Here is an 18,601-nt window from a genome sequence, read left to right as displayed (position 1 = left end):
GTTAAGCGATTGTTGGTGTTAATTCTAGGTTTTTCCCAACGGCATTTTCAATAATATTTGAGAGTGCCGCTGTAGCGAGTGATGTAGCGATAATAATTCCTGAAGTTTTCAAGAGTTCCATTCCCTTTGGAAACTGTAACTTAAATTCTTCATTATTATCATTCTTGCCTAAATTGTAATAAATCAGGGCTTCGGCAAAACCAATGAGTAATCCCGCGCCTGTGATTATCAATACTTTCTTATTCATCGTTGTCTTTTTTTATTTTTTCTTCTTTCTTTTTGTATTTTTCTTCAATTTCCTGTTGAACCTCTTTGATTTTGAGCTGATCCATTCGATAGACTTTCATAATTTCTCGCCCTGTTTTGGAAAGGATTTTCTGTGAAGCTTCCAAAATATCAAGATTGTCTTTTAGATTATCAGGCACTAAATTTCCGATTGATATCAAATAACCTTCTATTTTTTCATGTCTCTTTTTTGCAGGTTTTTTTGGCTGTTCTTCACGTCTTTTTGCATTGTATTCTTTTATTTCTAGTCTACATTTTTTAATCCTTTCTCCATAAGCATCCATTTCCTCTTTAGTTAGCTTTTTCTTTTTTGGCGATTCTTTTGAAGGCTCATTAGTATTTTTAGACACTTTTTTCTCATCCTTATTTGTTGGTAAAGCTTCAGGGGAATTAGCCTGAATCATTTTATAGACTGCATCAATAGCTTCTTGTGCATCTTTTAAAAAGTCAGCTCTGTTTTCTTCTGCTTCATCAGCATAGTCCTCTAGTAATTCTAATGCCGTTGCTTTGATTGTTGGATATGCTACTTTTTCCAAGTCTATTGCTTGTAAATCTTGAATTGTCATAATTTTATTTTTGATTAATTTTTGCCATTTCTAATTCCAATGCTAAAATTTTGATTTTACGCATTCGTTCTCGTTCTCTGATTCTAATTCTAGCTTGCGCTTTGGTTTCTTTAACTTTTGTACCCTTTTTTGGTTTTATCAGTTCATATAAAAGCGCATCAGCTTTCAAGGCTTCAGCGACTTTATTTTTGAAATTATTGGATAGGCGTTTTACTTCTTCCCAAGCAGTAATCAAACTGAGTTTACTTCCCAAAAGACGAAGGATCTCACGTTGATTTTTAATTTTAACCGCCTTTAATTCATCAAGGGTTATATTTTTTGTTTTGTACATAATTTATAGTGTATGGTCAATTGCAAATTTTTGGTGGTAAAGCGTTTGTAAACTTGTGATAAAGTCATTTGCTTGTTTTTGATCTGTGTAATGAATGGAACAGAGTTCAGGTGTGCCATCCATTTTAAAGCACTCAAAGCGATAGTATTGAATTGGATTATCTTCATTGGATATATCAATGGTTCTCCACTGTAAAATCAGCGAATCTTTTCGCATGGTAGAAGTCATAATTTTAAAATCCCTACATTTCTCTTTGCAAGAATGATTGATCTCAATAGCGCGGTTCATCATCTTGTGTATGACCGCTTGATCTATATTTTTATTATTTTTTTCCATCTAATCTGTGTTTATAATTTGTAATTATGGTAGAAACTTCTCTAACAGCTTTATCCATTGCATAACTCTGCTCGAATACAAAACCATTTTTATTGACTGCTTCCACAAAATTATTCCCTAAATTCTTAGGTAAACTACCTAAGTTTTGTGGTATTTTATATCCAAAATAATCTGCCAAGACAATCAGTGTTTTAAATCCTCTGTACCTAAAATATCTTGGATCGCTTGACATTAACAATAGTTGATTGGTATCTAATTTATCTTGAAAGCGTTTTACTCTAATCTTAGCCAAAACAGTTTGTCCTCTAAAGTGGCTTCCAATCACTACATTGACTTCGACCGATATTCCTCTTTGCTCCATAAAAGCCACAAGCTCTGCGCACGCCAATCCCACAAATAAAATATTGTTCCCTTTTACTTTTGCATTTGCGCCCGCCATGATGTAGAGTTGCAATGAGGGATAGGAATTTTGTTTGTCTTTAAAGTAAGCGTACACACTTTTAACAGAGGTATGTAGTTGTTTTTTGCCTAGTTCAATATTGAGTTTGCTGATGTTTTCTTGCATGGGTGTTGCTGTGTTTATAGTATGAATTTTAAACATTCCCATAGATGCCCGATCAAAAGAGAAAACACCCAAACCACGATCATTGTATGCTATTTTAGGCTTAGGAAGTTCCAACTGCGCTAAATACTGTAAATACTCCGATAATTTATCTTTGATTTGTGGCTGTATTTCTTTTAGTAGTTCCATCCCTAAAAATGAATTATGTGACTCCAATTCTTTTATAGTATTTGGAATTGGCGATCCATACCAATCTTTTTTCATTTCTATTCTCTCTGAAGCCCTATTTTTTACAGCGTTCCAAATCGATTCATTATGGTTACTTAATTTCTTCGCCTTATGATCTATAAATTCATTAAATGCAAATACATTGTCAAATTGTATGTACTTATACGTTAATTCATTGTGAGATAGGATATGCTTTTTTGGAAGTTCCATTGATATATTTGTAAAATTTGATCCTAGAGATTGAAATTATTGATTGTTTTCTATGTGCTACATTCTACGTTTGTACTCCTCTTTGAAGACTTGCTTTTTTATACTTCCTTTGTAAGAGTTCAAAAAAGATTCTAAATTGATTTCCTCTTTAATTTTATGGGCTTTTGCTACACCCATAGCCATAAAGTAACTCTCAATAGCATCTTTGAGTGTCTTGCCGTTTGGTTGCTTTTTATAGGGTTTCCCATGTAAATCAGGCAATCCCAATTCGCGTTTCATCTCCAGGACATAGGCGCGCTGAAAATTCAGCATGGTACGAAGTGTCATAATATCTTCGGTATCATCATCATCGGCACTTTTTCCTTCATATCTTAATATTTCCCCTCGTATTTTTAAACAGATATCCACTAGATCAGGATATACTAATTCACGTTCTAAGGTCTCGTTAAAACCAATACGATAGATACAACCACTAAAACGATCTAACAGCGAAGCATCCTGTTTATTGTTCCCTACATAATTTCCACTTGCACCTTTTCCGATGACGTTTCCTGTGGCAATGCAACCAAAATTGGTATGCTTTACAATGGGCTGGTTATTACCATTGAAAATAATAGCATTTTCTTTGGCACTTTTTGCAAGGGCATCGTTTAATAATCCAGCAGTATTGGCATCCAATTTTGGCATTTCATCCAAAATTAAAATTTTGCCATCCCGCCAAGCTTCAATCAGTGCGCCCTCTTTATAACCTGTAATGGTTTGACCGCCTTTGATATCTATAGGCGAAGTCCATTGATTGCAGTTGACAATAGTAAAGGGCAACTCCCCACCATCATTTTCTTTTCGTCCGTTTATGGCATACGCGACTTTTTCGCCTATGGTAGTCTTTCCTGTTCCAGCACTTCCAACTAAGTAGGGATTGTTTCCCACGCTTAAATCATCCAAAATTTTAGCAAATTGTGGAATTTGATCTATCTCTGGAATGTCATATTTTATAATTCTCATTGTTCTAATGCTATTTGTAATTGACTAATTAATTCTTCGATCTCTGAAATTTCTGCAATTGTATCTTCATAGAAAATACGCCCTAGCTTTGCAATGGTGTAATCGCCTAAGACAAATTCCGCATTTCCTTCTTCATGTAAATTTTCAATAATGAAATTCCCTAGTAAGTTGATGGCTTCATGTAATTTTAATGTTCTTGCTTTTCTAACCACATCGTTAAAAAGCTTTTTGGGAGCGTTTTGGGCAAAGCTATTTTTCCATATCATATACGGCTCGCGAAGGCTTTCAAAAATTGGTTTTAGTGAATAGTTGTAGCGTTCTTTGTCGAGCAATGCACGGTTGTACACAACAATTCCAAAAGGAAATGCGGTTGTTGGCTCGATATAATTTGTAAATCCAACCGTAGGATTTGTTCCCTGACCATAGGCACGACCTAACGCATATTTATATTCTCCTTTGTCCTGTTGACTCCTGGACTTCCAATCTTCTTTGTTCTCGACTTCCCAATCTTCTAACTCTTTGGCTTCCCCTAAAAATTGAAGTTTATAGAAGTCTAGTCGTTTTAGAAATGCTTCTAAATTATCTTTGTGAAGTCTCGCGGTCATCTCGCCCGCATTTTGAATAAATTCAGGTAATGAGTCACTATGTTCATGTGCTTCTCTAAAAAGTAATACGCGTAATTTCTCATCAACCGATGCTTTCCACAATCCCTTTTTTGAAATGTAGACCTTAAATAAGGTGTCACTGATTCGTTTAAAACGTACAAGCACTTTATGATCTTCAAAAAATGCTTCGTTTTCTAAACTACTAATGGTTATGTAGCCGTGTGATATTGGATATAAAGCACCGTTTTTTTCTCCTTCTTGACCAAATTCACGATTCATTAAAATTCCACTTTTGATACGGTTATCTTTGGTGTTGTACTTAATGAGTTTGTTTTTTGAACCAATTTTATAGGAAACCTTTACGATGTTTTCAGTTAAAATCTGCCTGCGCTCTCGTTTTTTAGATGCTTTTTTAATCAGCGCGTTCCATTCTAACTCAACCATTTCCCGATCTGCATCCGTAATATTTTTGCTCTCTGTAAAAATCTGACTGATATACGCCTGTTCTGCGGGTTGAAGATTATAGGTTACTTGTTTTCTTGAGTCAGTTACTAAAAATTGCAAGCTAATGTTACTAAGGGTATAGGGATTTGACATTTTACCGCCTATGGAAATGCCAAGATAAATCCCCCATGAAGATTCTAATGAACCTACAAATGGCACACGTACTACATCGCCAATATCCCACATGGAAACATAATCAAGTATTTTTGATTGTGTGGCTTCTAACCCCGCAATATACATTGCCATATCCGATGTTTTAGAGGCAATGAGTTGTTCTATTTTTTCAAGATCACTTTTAATTTTTTCATTCGCCTGAGCATCAGCTCCGCTTCCTAATTTTGGAAGCGTATCACGATCATCTTTTAACTTTTTAAGGGTCTCTAATCGTTTTTCTTTTCGACTAGCGATGATTTTCGGGTACTTTTCAAGCAATTTGTTTTCAAATTCTTTACGCAGTTGAACTGGCTTGTTGCCTTGTAATTTTTCATAAATACGTTTATCAATTTCCTTTCGTGTATAAGGTCGTCTTAAGTTATTGATAATGGTCTGTTCACGCACAGCATCTTTCCCAAAAGGGGTTGTTCCGCCACTACCTTTGGCATATAGAAATCGTTTTTTTACATCTGCATCCAATCGTAAAAATTCCGTTTCTAAATCATACGTTCCATTTTGCTTTTCAAGTTTTATTTGATTCTCATATCGCTCAAATAGATCATTGTAAAGTGATTCTTGATCTTCTACTTGTAAGAGTCCTGCACGTCCTGTGAGTTGTAACATTGCGCCTTCTTTACTATCTTTTCTTACGCGTACCTTTTCTTTTTTAACTCTAATGTAACGATAGGTAGGATAGCCTAAAATATCCATTTTTTCGGGATGCTCACTAATCCACTGCCAAGCAACCTTATCGCCATATTTATTGAAAAAATCAGGACTCTCTAGGGTATCATCATTCGTATTTTGTGAGCCTGTAGTATTGGCATCTAGTGATTTCATCTTGCCTTTAAGCATGGACATTAATCGCTTTTCTAATGGAATATCACTAACGATGTACTGATATCCTGGTAGATGAACTTGTCCTGTTCTGTCAATACGTCCACGTTTTTGTACTTCAACATTGATATCTAGTTCTAATTGATGAATTAACATCTCACGTGGGCGCTGATCTAAAAAGTCTTTACTTGAATGCGCCGATGCGCCCGTGCTTCCACTTTGATTGATAAGTAAAACATCTATTGTTCCACTATTAAATTCTCGAAAGGCTTTTTCCGTATTTTTTCGATGTCCTACAATCACACCATAATCATCATTAGACATGTCAATACGCTGTGATCGTCCTGTAACTTCTGCCACTGTAAAATGTGAACCATTATGACCGCCTAAATGTTTTGGTTTTTTTTCTTTTTCAATCAAACTAATGAGTTTATCAATAGGAGAAATGGAAAGTCCTGTACGTTCTAAGCGCATCCGTTTACGGATATCTTTATATTTTTGAATTCCGTTATAGGGCAAATCTTCTAATGGAATGCGCTCTCTTGTTTTCTCATTTAAAAATGTAGTATAGTTGTAATAGAAAACAGAATCCAATCCTTTGACAAGGGTTCGTGTAAAGTCCATCGCTTGCAAGGGTAAAATATCGCCACTAAGCATTTTCAAATCTTTTAAAAATGTGCCCATAGTAGATTTAAAGGCGATCACTACTTTTTTATCTTGTTTTAGTAGGGAAATGGTTTCTTTGGCAACATCGACAACTTTAAGGGCAAATAGCATTTGATCCACCACATTAAAGACTCTTGAAAAATAAGGAGCTTGTTTAACGCCCAAACCACGTGGTGCTGACTTGGTAGAACCAGCTTCGGCTCTTGCTCTTGCGTGAATTTCAGCGAGTATCGGTGCAATGTAATCTTCTTCAAATTGAACTACCTCATTCATCAGCGAAATAATACGATTTACACTTGCGCGATTCTTACTTCTTCTTGGTTCTTCGTCCAATACTTTATATTCAATCTTGATGCCTTCACTTGAGCGTTGTCGTCTGATGAGTTGACCACTTTCCGCCAAATTGGAAGCTACTATTTCTTGCAATGCCAAACCGCCACTTTTCATAGCCATTACAAATTCAGAATCTCTGAGTCCTGTTTCCATAATAGCGGTCTTTTTTCCGTAGAAAGGCATCACTTCTGGGTATTTAGCAAAGGTCGCACTTAGGTAACAGCACACTTTGGTTTTGGGTAATACCTCGCGCATCCACCTTCCTATGATCGAATCATAACCGCCCGCCATGTGAGACTCATCCAAAATAAAAACTACTTTCTTGAATTTGGTACTGCCTTCGATACCATTAGAGATCATTTTTTCAAGCCAAAGACGCTTGTATGGGTGTGCCGATTGTATTTGTGAATAGGTGCAAAATACCATATCATAGCCTAATGGCATATGATCTAATGTTTGGGAAACCATCGTCGTTGGTACTTCTTCGGGATCGGGTAGACTCTTACCTATTGTCTTATACCATGCAATAGCTTCAGGACTCTCAGTAGGATATGCTGTTTCTTCTGTTAAAAGCGCTTTTTGTTCCACTTTTCCCAAAGGACTAAAAATGACCAATCCTTTAGCATCTTTGATTTGTGCATCACTACTATTGTTGATGATAAAAGGATTGATATTCTCAAAATTTATAGCTTTTAAGTCTCGATACATATCGGTAAATAAGTTAGGAGACTTGGTAAAGAATACAGGTAAATACCCTTGCATTACTGCATGTCTTATGACACTCGCGCCTTGCCGACCTTTTCCGATTCCTGTTTGATCGGCAATGATAATTCCTTGTTCTTTTTTAAATTGATGTAAATACAATCCAAGCGAATCGATTTGCTCGGCTGATAGCACATTCCACAACTCTTGTGTGGTTTTATATTTAAGTCCATCTCGAACTAAATTGTCAATATTCCCATGTCTCTGTACAATATGATCTAAAGAAGATTGCACTTCATAAGCCATATTTCTTGGAATCAGTGTATCCATGACATAGGATGCCTTTGATTTAGGCTCATATTTCACTAATGCTGTTTGATCTTCTGCTAATTTTAAAATTTCTTCACTGGATTGCGAAAAAAGATTTTCTTGTTCTTCAATTTGTAAAGCTTCACTGTTCATCTGTATAATTTGCTAAGGCTTCAAGGTAAGTTCGAAGCGTAATTTGTGTGTATAATTCGATGGCGTTTTCTTTGGAAATTCCGCTTTGTGAATAGGAATCTTCTGTTTTGATATCTGTTTTTTTCTTCCAACGAATCTCTAGCGACCATAAGGCATTTTGCACCCTGTCTGTATAGGCTAAAAAATGAGCGATTTCCTCTGCACTTCGACCATCGGTGTAGGTAATTCCCAAATAATCTTCAATGAGTCCAATGGGATTTTCCCCTGATGCTATCGATAGTTCCACTAGGGTATGAAGTTGCAAGTAAATACCCGCCTGATGATCTTCAAAGCGTGTAAAAGGCTTACTATTTGTAACCATAAATAGGATGGCACTATTGCTATCGGGCATTAATTCTGAATTGTAATAAATCATTCTCTTTTTGCGATTTGAAGTTGTTTAATAATTGTGTGAATATCAGGTTTGATATATTGTTTGACTGCTGACCATAAATCTTCAAAGGTGTCGATAACAGTATCTAAATGCGGTGCTGTATACTCTGTGGGGGCAACACCATTACCCACTGCTTTTCGACCGCCAATTAAGATGAGCATCGTTTTAGCAACTGCACCTTGCTTGTTGTATAATTTAAAGCTGTTCATATTCAGTACCACATCGACTTTATAAAAGTGATATAGCCAATTGAAAAATGGACGATATTTTGCAATGAATCCCTCATGGTCAAAATAAAGGTGTCCCATGATGATAATGGCGCATTTACCATTGTCTTTCATCGTGCGAAGTGCCAATCCTGACATGATGTGTTCCAGGCGTAAGTGTTGCACAAGTCCGCGCGTGTTGTTGAAATATTTTTTAATAATATGTTCTTTGTCTATTTTATCTTCTTCCCATTTGGCAAATGGTGGATTGGTAACCACCACATCAAAGGCTTTTTCCATTTCATTTGGAAATGGCTGTGCGCCATTGTTCATTGTGATTTTTTGAAATTGTTGAAATTCCAATGACTTTTTTCGACTTTTATCTATCTCGTTGACATGGGTTATTTTGGGATTTGCTCCCACAAGTAACAAACCGTTTCCAGCACTTGGCTCAAATATCGAATCAGCAGTATCCATCCCTGTATATTGGGCGATGATCGCGCCAATAGGACACGGTGTTGAATATTGTTTGTAGAGTTCTTTACTGCTGTCTGAATAGGCATACGTTGGTTGTATTTTATTCCAAAAGTGAACCATTTTTGAAAGCCTTGCTTCAAAGGAAATGGACTCGTTATAGATCATTTTGTACCATAAAAGCCAACTGAGTTCCACCGCTTCCCATAGTTCTCCCAAACTTGGTGCGCCTGTTTGCTCAAGCAAGTTTTCAATCTTTTTTTTGGATAATCGTGTTGCGTCTCTGTAGGCTAGATGCATCGTTGCAATCACACGATCTATATAATCTTCTTTGGTGCTTGGTAGTGCTTTTTGATTGTTTTCTTGTTCCTTTTTTTCGTGTGTATCGGTTTGAGCATTTAAATAATTTGTAATGACTTGCTTGGAGAGTTTAAGCCTTGATAGCTTAAAGGAAATATTCCTGTAGGCTTGTTTATATACAGGCTTTGTTTTTGGACGCTTGGTTTTTGGATTGATATATTTTTGCTGTTGCGTTACTAAATCACTTATTAACTTATCTATGATGACAATACCTTTTGCTAAATTCGCAATTGGTCGTCCATGCTCTACAACTGCCCACCATTTAAGCCTACTTTTTTCAGGCTCAAAAGAGTTTTCTAAAGCGCTCGCTAGGGTAGTTACCGAACTATACCCCGCGTGTATATTCACATAGGGATAATTCATATCGGTTGGAAAACCAAGCTGTTTAAAAGCTTCTTCGCCACGTTTTTCCCATTCCTTGAGTAAATCATTTCGATAGACTTGCATTTGGTAATGTCTCGGATGTGGAAGTTGTGATAATTGAAATAATTCTAATGCCGATGCATTGTGTAACTCATCTGTTTTGATATCGTATAAATGGGGAAAGTTTTTCTTTAAATCTTCAATATGATCTGCTGAAACTTTACCTGACTCAAAGGGTTCTTTCGCATGAATTGGAACTAACACATTCTCGACAATACCCTTGTATTGCTTAATATCTTTGGCAATAACTAAGGAACTTTCTTGGTTTGTAACTGCAATACTCATACCGCCTGTGTACTTAATTAAACGGTTGATTATTTTTGAGGATTGATTACGGATATCAGGCGATAAATCACAAGCCCAATCCTTGAAAGATTCGATACTTGAAGCTAGTTTTTCTAGGAGTTTGTTTTCATCTAAAATTTCTAAAACGTCTTCAAAGTCGTGAATCGTACTTGCAATAATGGTTTCTTGTTCGCCATTAAGATTATCTTCAATAGAAATTAATTCGTTGATAACTTCTTGTAACTCATAGTGTAATTCCTTTGTTATAGTAATCTGTGATGCTTCAACTTCTTTGGGATCACTTTCTTCTGTGCTATCTAAATAGTCTAAAATTACTTGCTTTGATTCCTCAATATTTTTTATGGTTAAAAGCATTCGGTAACAATCAAGTTCAGCTTGCTTGTTTTTTGATATTTTAAAGTCTGTTTCTAAACATTCTTGTTTTTTCTTTGATGTGAAATTCAGAAAAGCATCCATGTCTTGAATCATTTGCTGAAGATCTGCAATCGGTCTTGCATGACGTATCGCATACCACCAACTATGATTGTTATTTTTTTCTTTTGAGTGAAGCAAAAAATGTTCTAGTGGTTGAATATCGAGATAACCTTCTTTAAGATTGATATACGGGTATTTTAAATCCGTTGGAAAGCCAAGCGCATCAAATCCGCTTGCACCACGTCTTTCCCATTCCTGCGCTATTGTTTCTGCTTCAAGGGCAATTCCAAAAAATTGTGGATTCTCTAATTGTACCAAGTAAAATAAATCCAGCGCACAAACCTGATTCAAGTTTTCCTTTTGAATCTTTAAAAGATGTTTGTGAAAAAAATTAATTTCAAATTCCACATCAGTATCTTTGAATGCTCCAGAGGTAAATGGCGCTACCGCTTTTGTAGGAACTAATACGTTTTTAATTACTAGGTCATTGGCGTAAATGATTTGCTTTATAGCGGGTGTTGCTTTTTCTCTTTCAATTGTAAGGGTGGTATCTTCTAATAGCAATGAGAAATAATTTAGTACCCCAAGTAAAAAATCACGCTCGTTTTTTTGCATATCCTTTAGCCACGATGTAAGGGTATTAATGAGTTTTTTTAGGGCAATTTTGCGGACTTCATCACTTGAGAGTAACTGCATCTTTTTCAGTTCAACTATCAATTTGTTTAATATCGAACCATAAGGAGACTCAGCAATGCGTCCATCATTTTTAAATTCTTCTATCGCATCAGCAAGTTCATTTTCTAAAAAAGATTTTTGCGCGCTTTCTTTTTGACGTATGATCTCTAGTTTTAGCTTCTCTATATCTGCTAAAATTCTACCGTGTAATATTTCATACTGCACATCATCATCAGAAACAACTATCTGTTTAAAGGGAAGTGTTTCTTTTGTAGATTCAGCGTTTTTAGTTAGATAGTCAAAGACTGTTTGCCTAGATTTTTTTAAAAACTCAAATTCAGTACCAACCCTATAATAAATCTTGGCGATATTACTCGCCTTATCTATTTTTTTAGAGGTAATTTCTCTGAACTCTTTTAAAGTTGGTTCGAGCTTCTGTATCACTAAATCTATTTGTGCAAGTGCAGTTTCTAAATCCGTAAGTGGGCGAGCGTGTAGAAGTACATAATTTAATTGGTCTGCTTTGGCTTTTATACCTATAAAGTTTTCTAAGGCAGTAATATTGAAATAACCATATTCTAAATATACATACGGATATTTTAAATCTGTTGGAAAGCCAAGCTTTTCAATTTCGGCTAGTCCTCGTTTTTTCCACTGATGCTCTACATCATTAATCGTTATCGGAATCCCAAATGTTGGTGGGTGTCTAAGTTGCGCTAAATAAAATAATTCAAGTGCTGAAGCCTTATCTAAGGTATCTTTTGTAATGGTACGAAGTTCAGGAAATGCTTTCCATATTTCTGATGCTTGATCTTCTATGACTGCTCCCGAAGCGAATGGTTCTTCCGCTTTAATTGGAACTAATACATTATCAATAAGTTTATCTTTTACCCAAATACTACGCTTTATAGCTAATGCACCTTTTTCTAACTCTAATAGCTCATTAGTGTCATCCAAAAGCAATAGTAGTTCACTGATTATACCACGCACGTAACCACGCTCAAATGGCGCTAGGTCTTTTAGTGAAGCTTTGTACTTATTAATAGATTTTATCAAAGATTTTTTGACAAGATCATCGGTATCAAATTGTTCAGCTTCTTTCAAATCTTTGACCATTTCATCGATAATCGTCGATAAGATTTCATATACGCCAAGCTCGTCTTGTTCCATCATTGAAATAAGAATAGCTAGTTGATTTTTTATAAAGGAATCTGCTGGTTCTATCGTATCTTCTTTGATTACAATCGGCTTAATTTCTGTTTTGGCTGATTGCTTTACCTGTGCTTCTTGCCTTGATACTGGTCGTGGCGCTACTTGGATAGACTCCTGTAAGTTATCTTCACTTAAATTACCTGTTTTTAAGTTAGTTACACTTTTTCTATCTATTACATGATTGGAAGCTAATAGACTGCGAGCAAGTCGCTTTAATTTTTTATGTGAAATCTGTGAATCTTCAAACTTATTTCCATAAGTGAGCTTGCCAAACTCTCGGATTAAACCTGAAATAGTTTTATGATAGAGTTCAAAAACGATGTAGTCCTGTTCTTTAACTATATCATCTTCATTATAATATATGGTAACAGTGGTAAATAGTTTTTTGTTAATGCTATCCTCTGTTGGAGCAAATACAGGGTAATCCGTTACAGCTTCCCAACTTTTTCCTGAATTAATCATTTTTTTAAGGGATTTTATAAAGGAATCGTATACAGCAAACTTGGCTACCGTGTAGATGTTTCCGCCAAAAATTGATTTGACAAAACCTAACTCCCTAAGTACTTTTTGTAATTTTTTTGGGGGTAATTCACTGAAAATTAACTCGTAATTATTGCTTGTTGTATTCTCCTTTATATTTAATCTCATCTATTGTGATTTGCTTTTTACAAACTGTTATAAATGTAAATAAGTGAAGCTGTATTTCATTTGTACGCGTTTTGTACCGTTACAAAAATTGTAGTCCAAAATTGTAAGAAATATTTATTTTGTGTTTTTTCTTTCATACAAACACTGTAAAAAACACATATAAATTTTAATAAATTACCATTAGTTACTGCAACTATAGAAAGAGTTGTAAGAAAATGAAATTGTCACAAAATTGACATTAATACATTGGTCATCCCTTAAACTCAAAATGTATTGCGTATGTATGCCTTAGTTGATGTGAACAATATGTATTGCTCATGCGAACGTGTTTTTAATCCGAAATTAATCGGTAAACCTGTAGTAGTGCTATCAAACAATGATGGTTGTGTAATTTCTCGAAGTAATGAAGCCAAAAAACTAGGTATTCCTATGGGCGCGGTCACTCATTTATTTGAGAAAATATTTAAAGATCATCATGTGCAGGTGTATTCTTCCAATTATGAACTTTATGGAGATTTAAGTGATAGACTCATGCATGTCTTATCAAAGTTTACCCCTGATATAGAAGTATACAGCATCGATGAAGCCTTTTTACAATTCAAGGGATTTGAGCATTTTGACTTAAACGATTTGGGGATTGAAATAAAAGAAACTATTTTACAATATATCGGACTACCTATTAGTATCGGAATTGCCCCTACAAAAGCACTTGCTAAAGTGGCTAATAGAATCGCAAAAAAGTTTGATAAAAAAACAGGCGGTGTATATGTGATGGACTCGGAACACAAAAGAAAAAAAGCTCTTAATTGGCTAAGTATTGAAGATGTATGGGGAATTGGTCGACGTAATGCAAGTAAATTAAATCGTTACGGAATAACAAAAGCAATTCAATTTGCTGATGCACCTGATAATTGGGTGCGAAAAGAATTTTCTGTTGTAGGTCTTAGACTCAAAAAAGATTTACAGGGAATTCCAACGCTATCATTAGAAGAAGTTGAAAGTAAAAAATCTATTGCAGTTACTCGAAGCTTTGCTAAAACAAAAAATAATCTTCAGGACTTAAAAGAGATCATTGCCAGCTATGGGTGTGTAGCTTCTGAAAAATTACGTGTACAAAAAAGTTGTTGCAACCTTATTATGGTGTTTGTACATTCCAATAGGTTTAGAAAGGATTTACCACAATACAATAATTCATTGGTAGTAAAACTACCATATTCAACCAATTCAAGCCTGATAATTGCCAAATATGCAAAAAAAGCCATACAATCAATATTCAAAAAAGGCTACGAATTTAAAAAAGCGGGAATTATGGTCATGGGATTAGTTCCAGACAATGCTCAACAACTCAATATGTTTGAAGCTTGTAATTCGGATCATAAACAACTGATGTCAACCATTGACCGTTTGAACTCTAAATATGGAAAAAATACCTTAAATATTGCAAGCCAAAAATTAGATTCCTCTTGGGCAATGCGTCAGAATAATTTATCGCAAAACTATACAACTGATTTTAATGATATTCTTGTTTTGAATTGTAATTTTTAACTTTTTTTATTCTCAAAACTAATAATCATACTTAAATCTACACATGTTTACGTTTTAACCGTAATAGTTTTACAGTAAAAAAGTAAAAATACTTCGATTGCAAAATAACTTTTGCAATTATAAGATAGTTTATGATATTTTAGCAAAATATTTCAATATTTGAAAGTTTATACTTATTAATTAGCTGTGTACTTATCTTATAATCTTAATAAGTTTTATAGTATAATATTTTGAAATATTAAGAGGAATTTTTAACAAAACATAAGTCATTTGGTTATGAACCAACTAATGGAGTAAAATAATTTCTCAAAAAAAGAGGGAATGCTGATGCCCGTTTAAGTAGGCTTATTTTAATTATTTTTTTATGAAACATTTTTTTTCAGGTATTATGGTATTATTTTTCATATTTACCGTAAACAACCTAAATGCAACAGTAAATGATTTTGAAGCTGATGTAACCAATTACGAAACACCATGTGAAGCGTATGCACAAAGAGCTGCAACAAGTGAAAGCTTTGCTTACGGCGGTCAAAGTGGTTATACAGATGAAGAATATTTTAACGCGTATGTTGATTATTTGAATTATTGTTCATACGATGTATGGAATGAAAGTAGTAGTGGAGCTGTTCCTGCTCAACCAGTTTTTCTGTAACGATTAATTTTAAAAAACTCTCCCGAATGGATATAAAAAACTTAATAATAGTTGTTAGCTTTTTGTTGATAAGTTATTCTTATGGACAATCTAAAGGTTCAATAGAAGTAGAAGTTACCTATAAAAAAGCTTTAATTAATAATAAAGGTAAAAGCAAAACTCCAATAAAATTTGTCAACGATTTATCATATAAATTAATTGCAAACGATTCTGTTGCCTTATTCAAACGCAATGAATCAATGAAAACTGATACTGAATTTGATAATTCATATAGGTTAGCAACTCGTGGTGGAAATGGAATCTATTATAAAAATAGAAGAAAAAAAATCAAATTAAGACAAGTAGAAACTGCGGGAGAGTTATTTTTAATTACTTACCCATATAATGAATGGAATATAGAACTAACTAGAGAAACTAAAAAAATAGATCAATATACTTGTTATAAAGCTATACTAACAAAAGACGAGTATAGTTCTATACAAAAAAAGAAAGTTAAAATAAAAGCTATTGTATGGTACACTCCAGAAATTCCATTACCATTCGGAGTTGCGGGCTTCGATGGATTACCAGGTTTGGTTCTAGAAGTCACTAAAGGAGGAACTTATATAGTTGTTGATAACATTAAGTTTAAAACTAATAATTCTAAAACTAAAATTTTACCCCCAAAAGGCGGAATAGAAGTAACTGTAAAGGGATATAATGAGAAATTGTTAGAATTGTTTAAGAAAATAAGAAAAAGAAAAAATTAATGCATTTAGACTATTTTTCTTATAAGATTAGCTTTTTTCTAACGATCATTTTATTTTCAGTTTGTAAAATTAATGCTCAAAATATTGAATTATTTGGTAAGATAACAGATAGTTCTTTAGTTGAAATTGAGTTTGCAAATGTACTTGCTATTCCAAATGATAAAACTAATAAAGTAAAATTTGCGATTACCAATTCTAAAGGTAATTATAAAATTAGATTGAAAAGTTTTTCATCTTACACTTTCACAATTAGCCATTTAGGTTTTAAAAAACAAGTAATCAACTTAACAACCGATAGTCTCAATATTGAAAAAAATATTGTTTTAATCGAGGAAAAAGAAGAATTAGGAACTGTAACAATTAATTATACACCTCCCGTAACTATTAAACAAGATACTATAATTTATAAAACGGATGCTTTTACTAGCGGAGAAGAAAGGAAACTTAGGGACGTATTAAAAAAACTACCGAACGTGGAAGTAGACCGAAAAGGTAACGTATATATACAAGGCAAAAAAGTCACTAAAGTTTTGGTTGAGAATAAAGAATTTTTTACTGGGAATAGTAAACTTGCTGTAAATAATATTCCTGCTGATGCAGTAGATAAGATCGAAATATTAGACAATTACAATGAAGTATTCTTTTTGAAAAACCTTGAAGATACTGATGATATGGCTATGAATGTAAAGCTTAAAGAGAATAAAAAAAAGTTCTTATTTGGGGATATTGAAGCTGGTGGCGGTATCGTAGATAGATACTCTATACACCCATCTTTGTACTATTACAGTCCAAAAACAACTTTTAATCTGATAGGGGATTTTAATAATACAGGTGTCAAATCATTTACAGTAGAAGACTATGTAAGCTTTGAAGGTGGAATGAGAAATTTTTTAGACAATAGAGAATCATATTTTAACCTTACCAATGATAGTTTTTCAAGGTTTTTAAATAATACAGATTACAAAGAAAATAAAAATAATTTTGGTGCTTTGAGTTATACTCAAGAATTAACTTCAAACACAGAATTATCCTCATACCTTATTCACTCCAAAATTAGTTATGAAACTAAACAAGAATTTTTGAATGAATACTTTTCAGAAGAACAATTCACTGAAAATAGAGTAATTAATGGAATGCAAGATATAGATTTCAGCATCGGTAAAATTAAGCTAACATCAAAGAAAAATATTAATTCTAATTTACGTTCAAGTATAACAATAAAGTCTTACAAGTATGATATTTTTGAGAATACTTTGACACAAACTAATGCTAATTCTAACTACATTGAAACTAGCGCAAATAACATAACTACTTTTGTAAATAATGATATTCAATGGAATAAAAAATATAATGATAATCACACATTTAGTGTCTATGGTAAGTATTCATTCAATAATGGAAACTCACTAAACAATTTGCTTACTAATTCAGCTATTTTTGAATCGGTATTACCTTTAGAGCAATCAGAAAGTTATTCTATTTTCAAAGATGTATATTCTTTATCTCACAATGTTTTAGGAGGAGTTAAACACTATTGGATAATGAATAGATTAAGCCATATTTACACGACTTTTGGAGTGAAATATGACTTTCAAAAATACCAAACAAATGAGTTTCAATTATTAGACAACAATACACAAAATAACTTTGAAAACTCAAATTTTAATAATGATGTAAAACTAACTTTAGGAGATATCTTTTTTGGAGTTCACTATAAATTAAAAAAGGGAAAAATCACATTTAAACCTGCCTTGTTCTATCATACTTATATATGGAATTTTACTCAATTTAGAACTGATAGAGTTTCAGAAAATCAACATATAATTTTACCACAACTATCAACAGATTTTTCATTTACTAAAACAAAAAAGATTTCTTTTAAATATGACTATACGACTAGGTTTCCAAGTATCACACAGTTAAGTAACCGAATTACATTATTAAATTTTAACTCTCTTTATGTCGGAAATGAAACTTTGAAAAATGAAAGAATACATAAATTAAAATTACGCTTCAGCAATTTTAATTTATTCAAGGATCTTTATTACAGCTTGATCTTAAACTACCAAACAAAAGGCATTAACACTAAAAATGAAACTAATTTAGAAGGTATTAATTCAATTACTACTCCATCACAATTCAATTTTGCAGATTCTTTTTTCATTCTTGGCGGTAGTATTTCTAAAGGCTATGAAAAAATAAAATTTTCTTTAAGAGCCAATATTAATAAAGTAGATTACGACACACCTCTAAACGGAGAGTTAATTAATAATAATACCATAAGTTTTAATATAGGTAGTGGTTTTTCAACTCGATTTGAAAACTACCCCAATATCGAAGTAAATTACAATAAATCTATTTCAAAATATAGTAGCGTTTTTAATAATCAATTTAATCAAAATACCCTATCCACTTTTTTAGAGTATAATTTTTTGAAATCAATTATAATCAAAGCTAATTACAAATACGAAAATTATACAAACAATGAGCAAAATATTACTAATGAATTTAACATTTTAGACACTTCATTTTACTATCAAAAACCCAATACTGCATGGGGTTTTGAGTTATCAGCAAAAAACTTATTAAATATTAAGTTCCAACAAAGAAATTCATTGTCAAACGTCTTAATATCGGATGAAAGAACATTCATTCTTCCAAGAATAATAATGTTCAAATTGACCTATAAACTCTAATCATCTATGTAATACAATAACAA

The 18,601-nt window shown here is 33.3% G+C and carries 13 protein-coding genes; 4 read left to right on the top strand and 9 right to left on the bottom strand.

Annotation, left to right across the window (positions count from 1 at the left end):
* Position 1 precedes the first annotated feature (1 nt).
* Genes KAOT1_RS00490 through KAOT1_RS00450 form a run of 9 tightly spaced genes read right to left on the bottom strand, consistent with a single transcriptional unit; the run spans position 2 to position 12,936 of the window.
* Complete coding sequence (locus KAOT1_RS00490; RefSeq protein WP_007092690.1) at positions 2 to 247, bottom strand: hypothetical protein; 246 nt, start codon at positions 245 to 247, stop codon at positions 2 to 4.
* Positions 240 to 851 (bottom strand): hypothetical protein, encoded by a 612-nt coding sequence (locus KAOT1_RS00485; protein WP_007092689.1) that lies wholly within the window; start codon positions 849 to 851, stop codon positions 240 to 242. The genes KAOT1_RS00490 and KAOT1_RS00485 overlap by 8 nt, the downstream gene beginning before the upstream one ends.
* Positions 852 to 855: 4 nt before the next feature.
* The gene (locus KAOT1_RS00480) at positions 856 to 1,182 is read right to left on the bottom strand and encodes a hypothetical protein (RefSeq protein WP_007092628.1); all 327 of its coding nucleotides are present in this window, start codon (positions 1,180 to 1,182) and stop codon (positions 856 to 858) included.
* Between the two features lie 3 nt (positions 1,183 to 1,185).
* Positions 1,186 to 1,518 carry a hypothetical protein gene (locus tag KAOT1_RS00475; protein ID WP_007092627.1) on the bottom strand — a complete coding sequence of 111 codons (333 nt, stop codon included), beginning with the start codon at positions 1,516 to 1,518 and terminating at the stop codon, positions 1,186 to 1,188.
* A complete protein-coding gene (locus KAOT1_RS00470; protein ID WP_007092688.1) occupies positions 1,505 to 2,518 on the bottom strand; it encodes a DUF7192 family protein in 1,014 nt (337 codons plus the stop codon). Before KAOT1_RS00470 ends, KAOT1_RS00475 begins: the two co-directional genes overlap by 14 nt.
* Before the next feature lie 57 nt (positions 2,519 to 2,575).
* Positions 2,576 to 3,523, bottom strand: coding sequence for an AAA family ATPase (locus KAOT1_RS00465; RefSeq protein WP_007092687.1), 948 nt, complete (start codon positions 3,521 to 3,523; stop codon positions 2,576 to 2,578).
* On the bottom strand, positions 3,520 to 7,785 hold the full coding sequence (locus tag KAOT1_RS00460; protein ID WP_007092686.1) for a strawberry notch C-terminal domain-containing protein: 4,266 nt from the start codon (positions 7,783 to 7,785) through the stop codon (positions 3,520 to 3,522). The genes KAOT1_RS00465 and KAOT1_RS00460 overlap by 4 nt, the downstream gene beginning before the upstream one ends.
* Positions 7,775 to 8,200 (bottom strand): hypothetical protein, encoded by a 426-nt coding sequence (locus KAOT1_RS00455; protein WP_007092685.1) that lies wholly within the window; start codon positions 8,198 to 8,200, stop codon positions 7,775 to 7,777. Before KAOT1_RS00455 ends, KAOT1_RS00460 begins: the two co-directional genes overlap by 11 nt.
* Complete coding sequence (locus KAOT1_RS00450) at positions 8,197 to 12,936, bottom strand: N-6 DNA methylase (RefSeq protein WP_007092684.1); 4,740 nt, start codon at positions 12,934 to 12,936, stop codon at positions 8,197 to 8,199. Before KAOT1_RS00450 ends, KAOT1_RS00455 begins: the two co-directional genes overlap by 4 nt.
* Positions 12,937 to 13,215: 279 nt before the next feature.
* Between KAOT1_RS00450 and KAOT1_RS00445 the strand changes: the two genes are divergently transcribed.
* The 4 genes from KAOT1_RS00445 (at position 13,216) to KAOT1_RS00430 (ending at position 18,578) form a co-directional block, all read left to right on the top strand.
* Positions 13,216 to 14,481, top strand: coding sequence for a Y-family DNA polymerase (locus KAOT1_RS00445; RefSeq protein ID WP_007092683.1), 1,266 nt, complete (start codon positions 13,216 to 13,218; stop codon positions 14,479 to 14,481).
* A gap of 364 nt (positions 14,482 to 14,845) precedes the next feature.
* Positions 14,846 to 15,133, top strand: a complete 288-nt coding sequence (locus KAOT1_RS00440) for a hypothetical protein (protein WP_040559231.1) — start codon at positions 14,846 to 14,848, stop codon at positions 15,131 to 15,133.
* Positions 15,134 to 15,159: 26 nt separating this feature from the next.
* Positions 15,160 to 15,882: a GLPGLI family protein gene (locus tag KAOT1_RS00435; protein WP_007092681.1), complete on the top strand. Its 723-nt coding sequence runs from the start codon at positions 15,160 to 15,162 to the stop codon at positions 15,880 to 15,882.
* Complete coding sequence (locus KAOT1_RS00430; RefSeq protein ID WP_007092680.1) at positions 15,882 to 18,578, top strand: carboxypeptidase-like regulatory domain-containing protein; 2,697 nt, start codon at positions 15,882 to 15,884, stop codon at positions 18,576 to 18,578. Before KAOT1_RS00435 ends, KAOT1_RS00430 begins: the two co-directional genes overlap by 1 nt.
* Positions 18,579 to 18,601 lie beyond the last annotated feature (23 nt).

It is taken from the genome of Kordia algicida OT-1 (genome assembly GCF_000154725.1).
Taxonomy (GTDB): domain Bacteria; phylum Bacteroidota; class Bacteroidia; order Flavobacteriales; family Flavobacteriaceae; genus Kordia; species Kordia algicida.
Note: the sequence above shows the minus strand (reverse complement) of the source record. Positions and strands in the feature narration are given on the sequence as shown.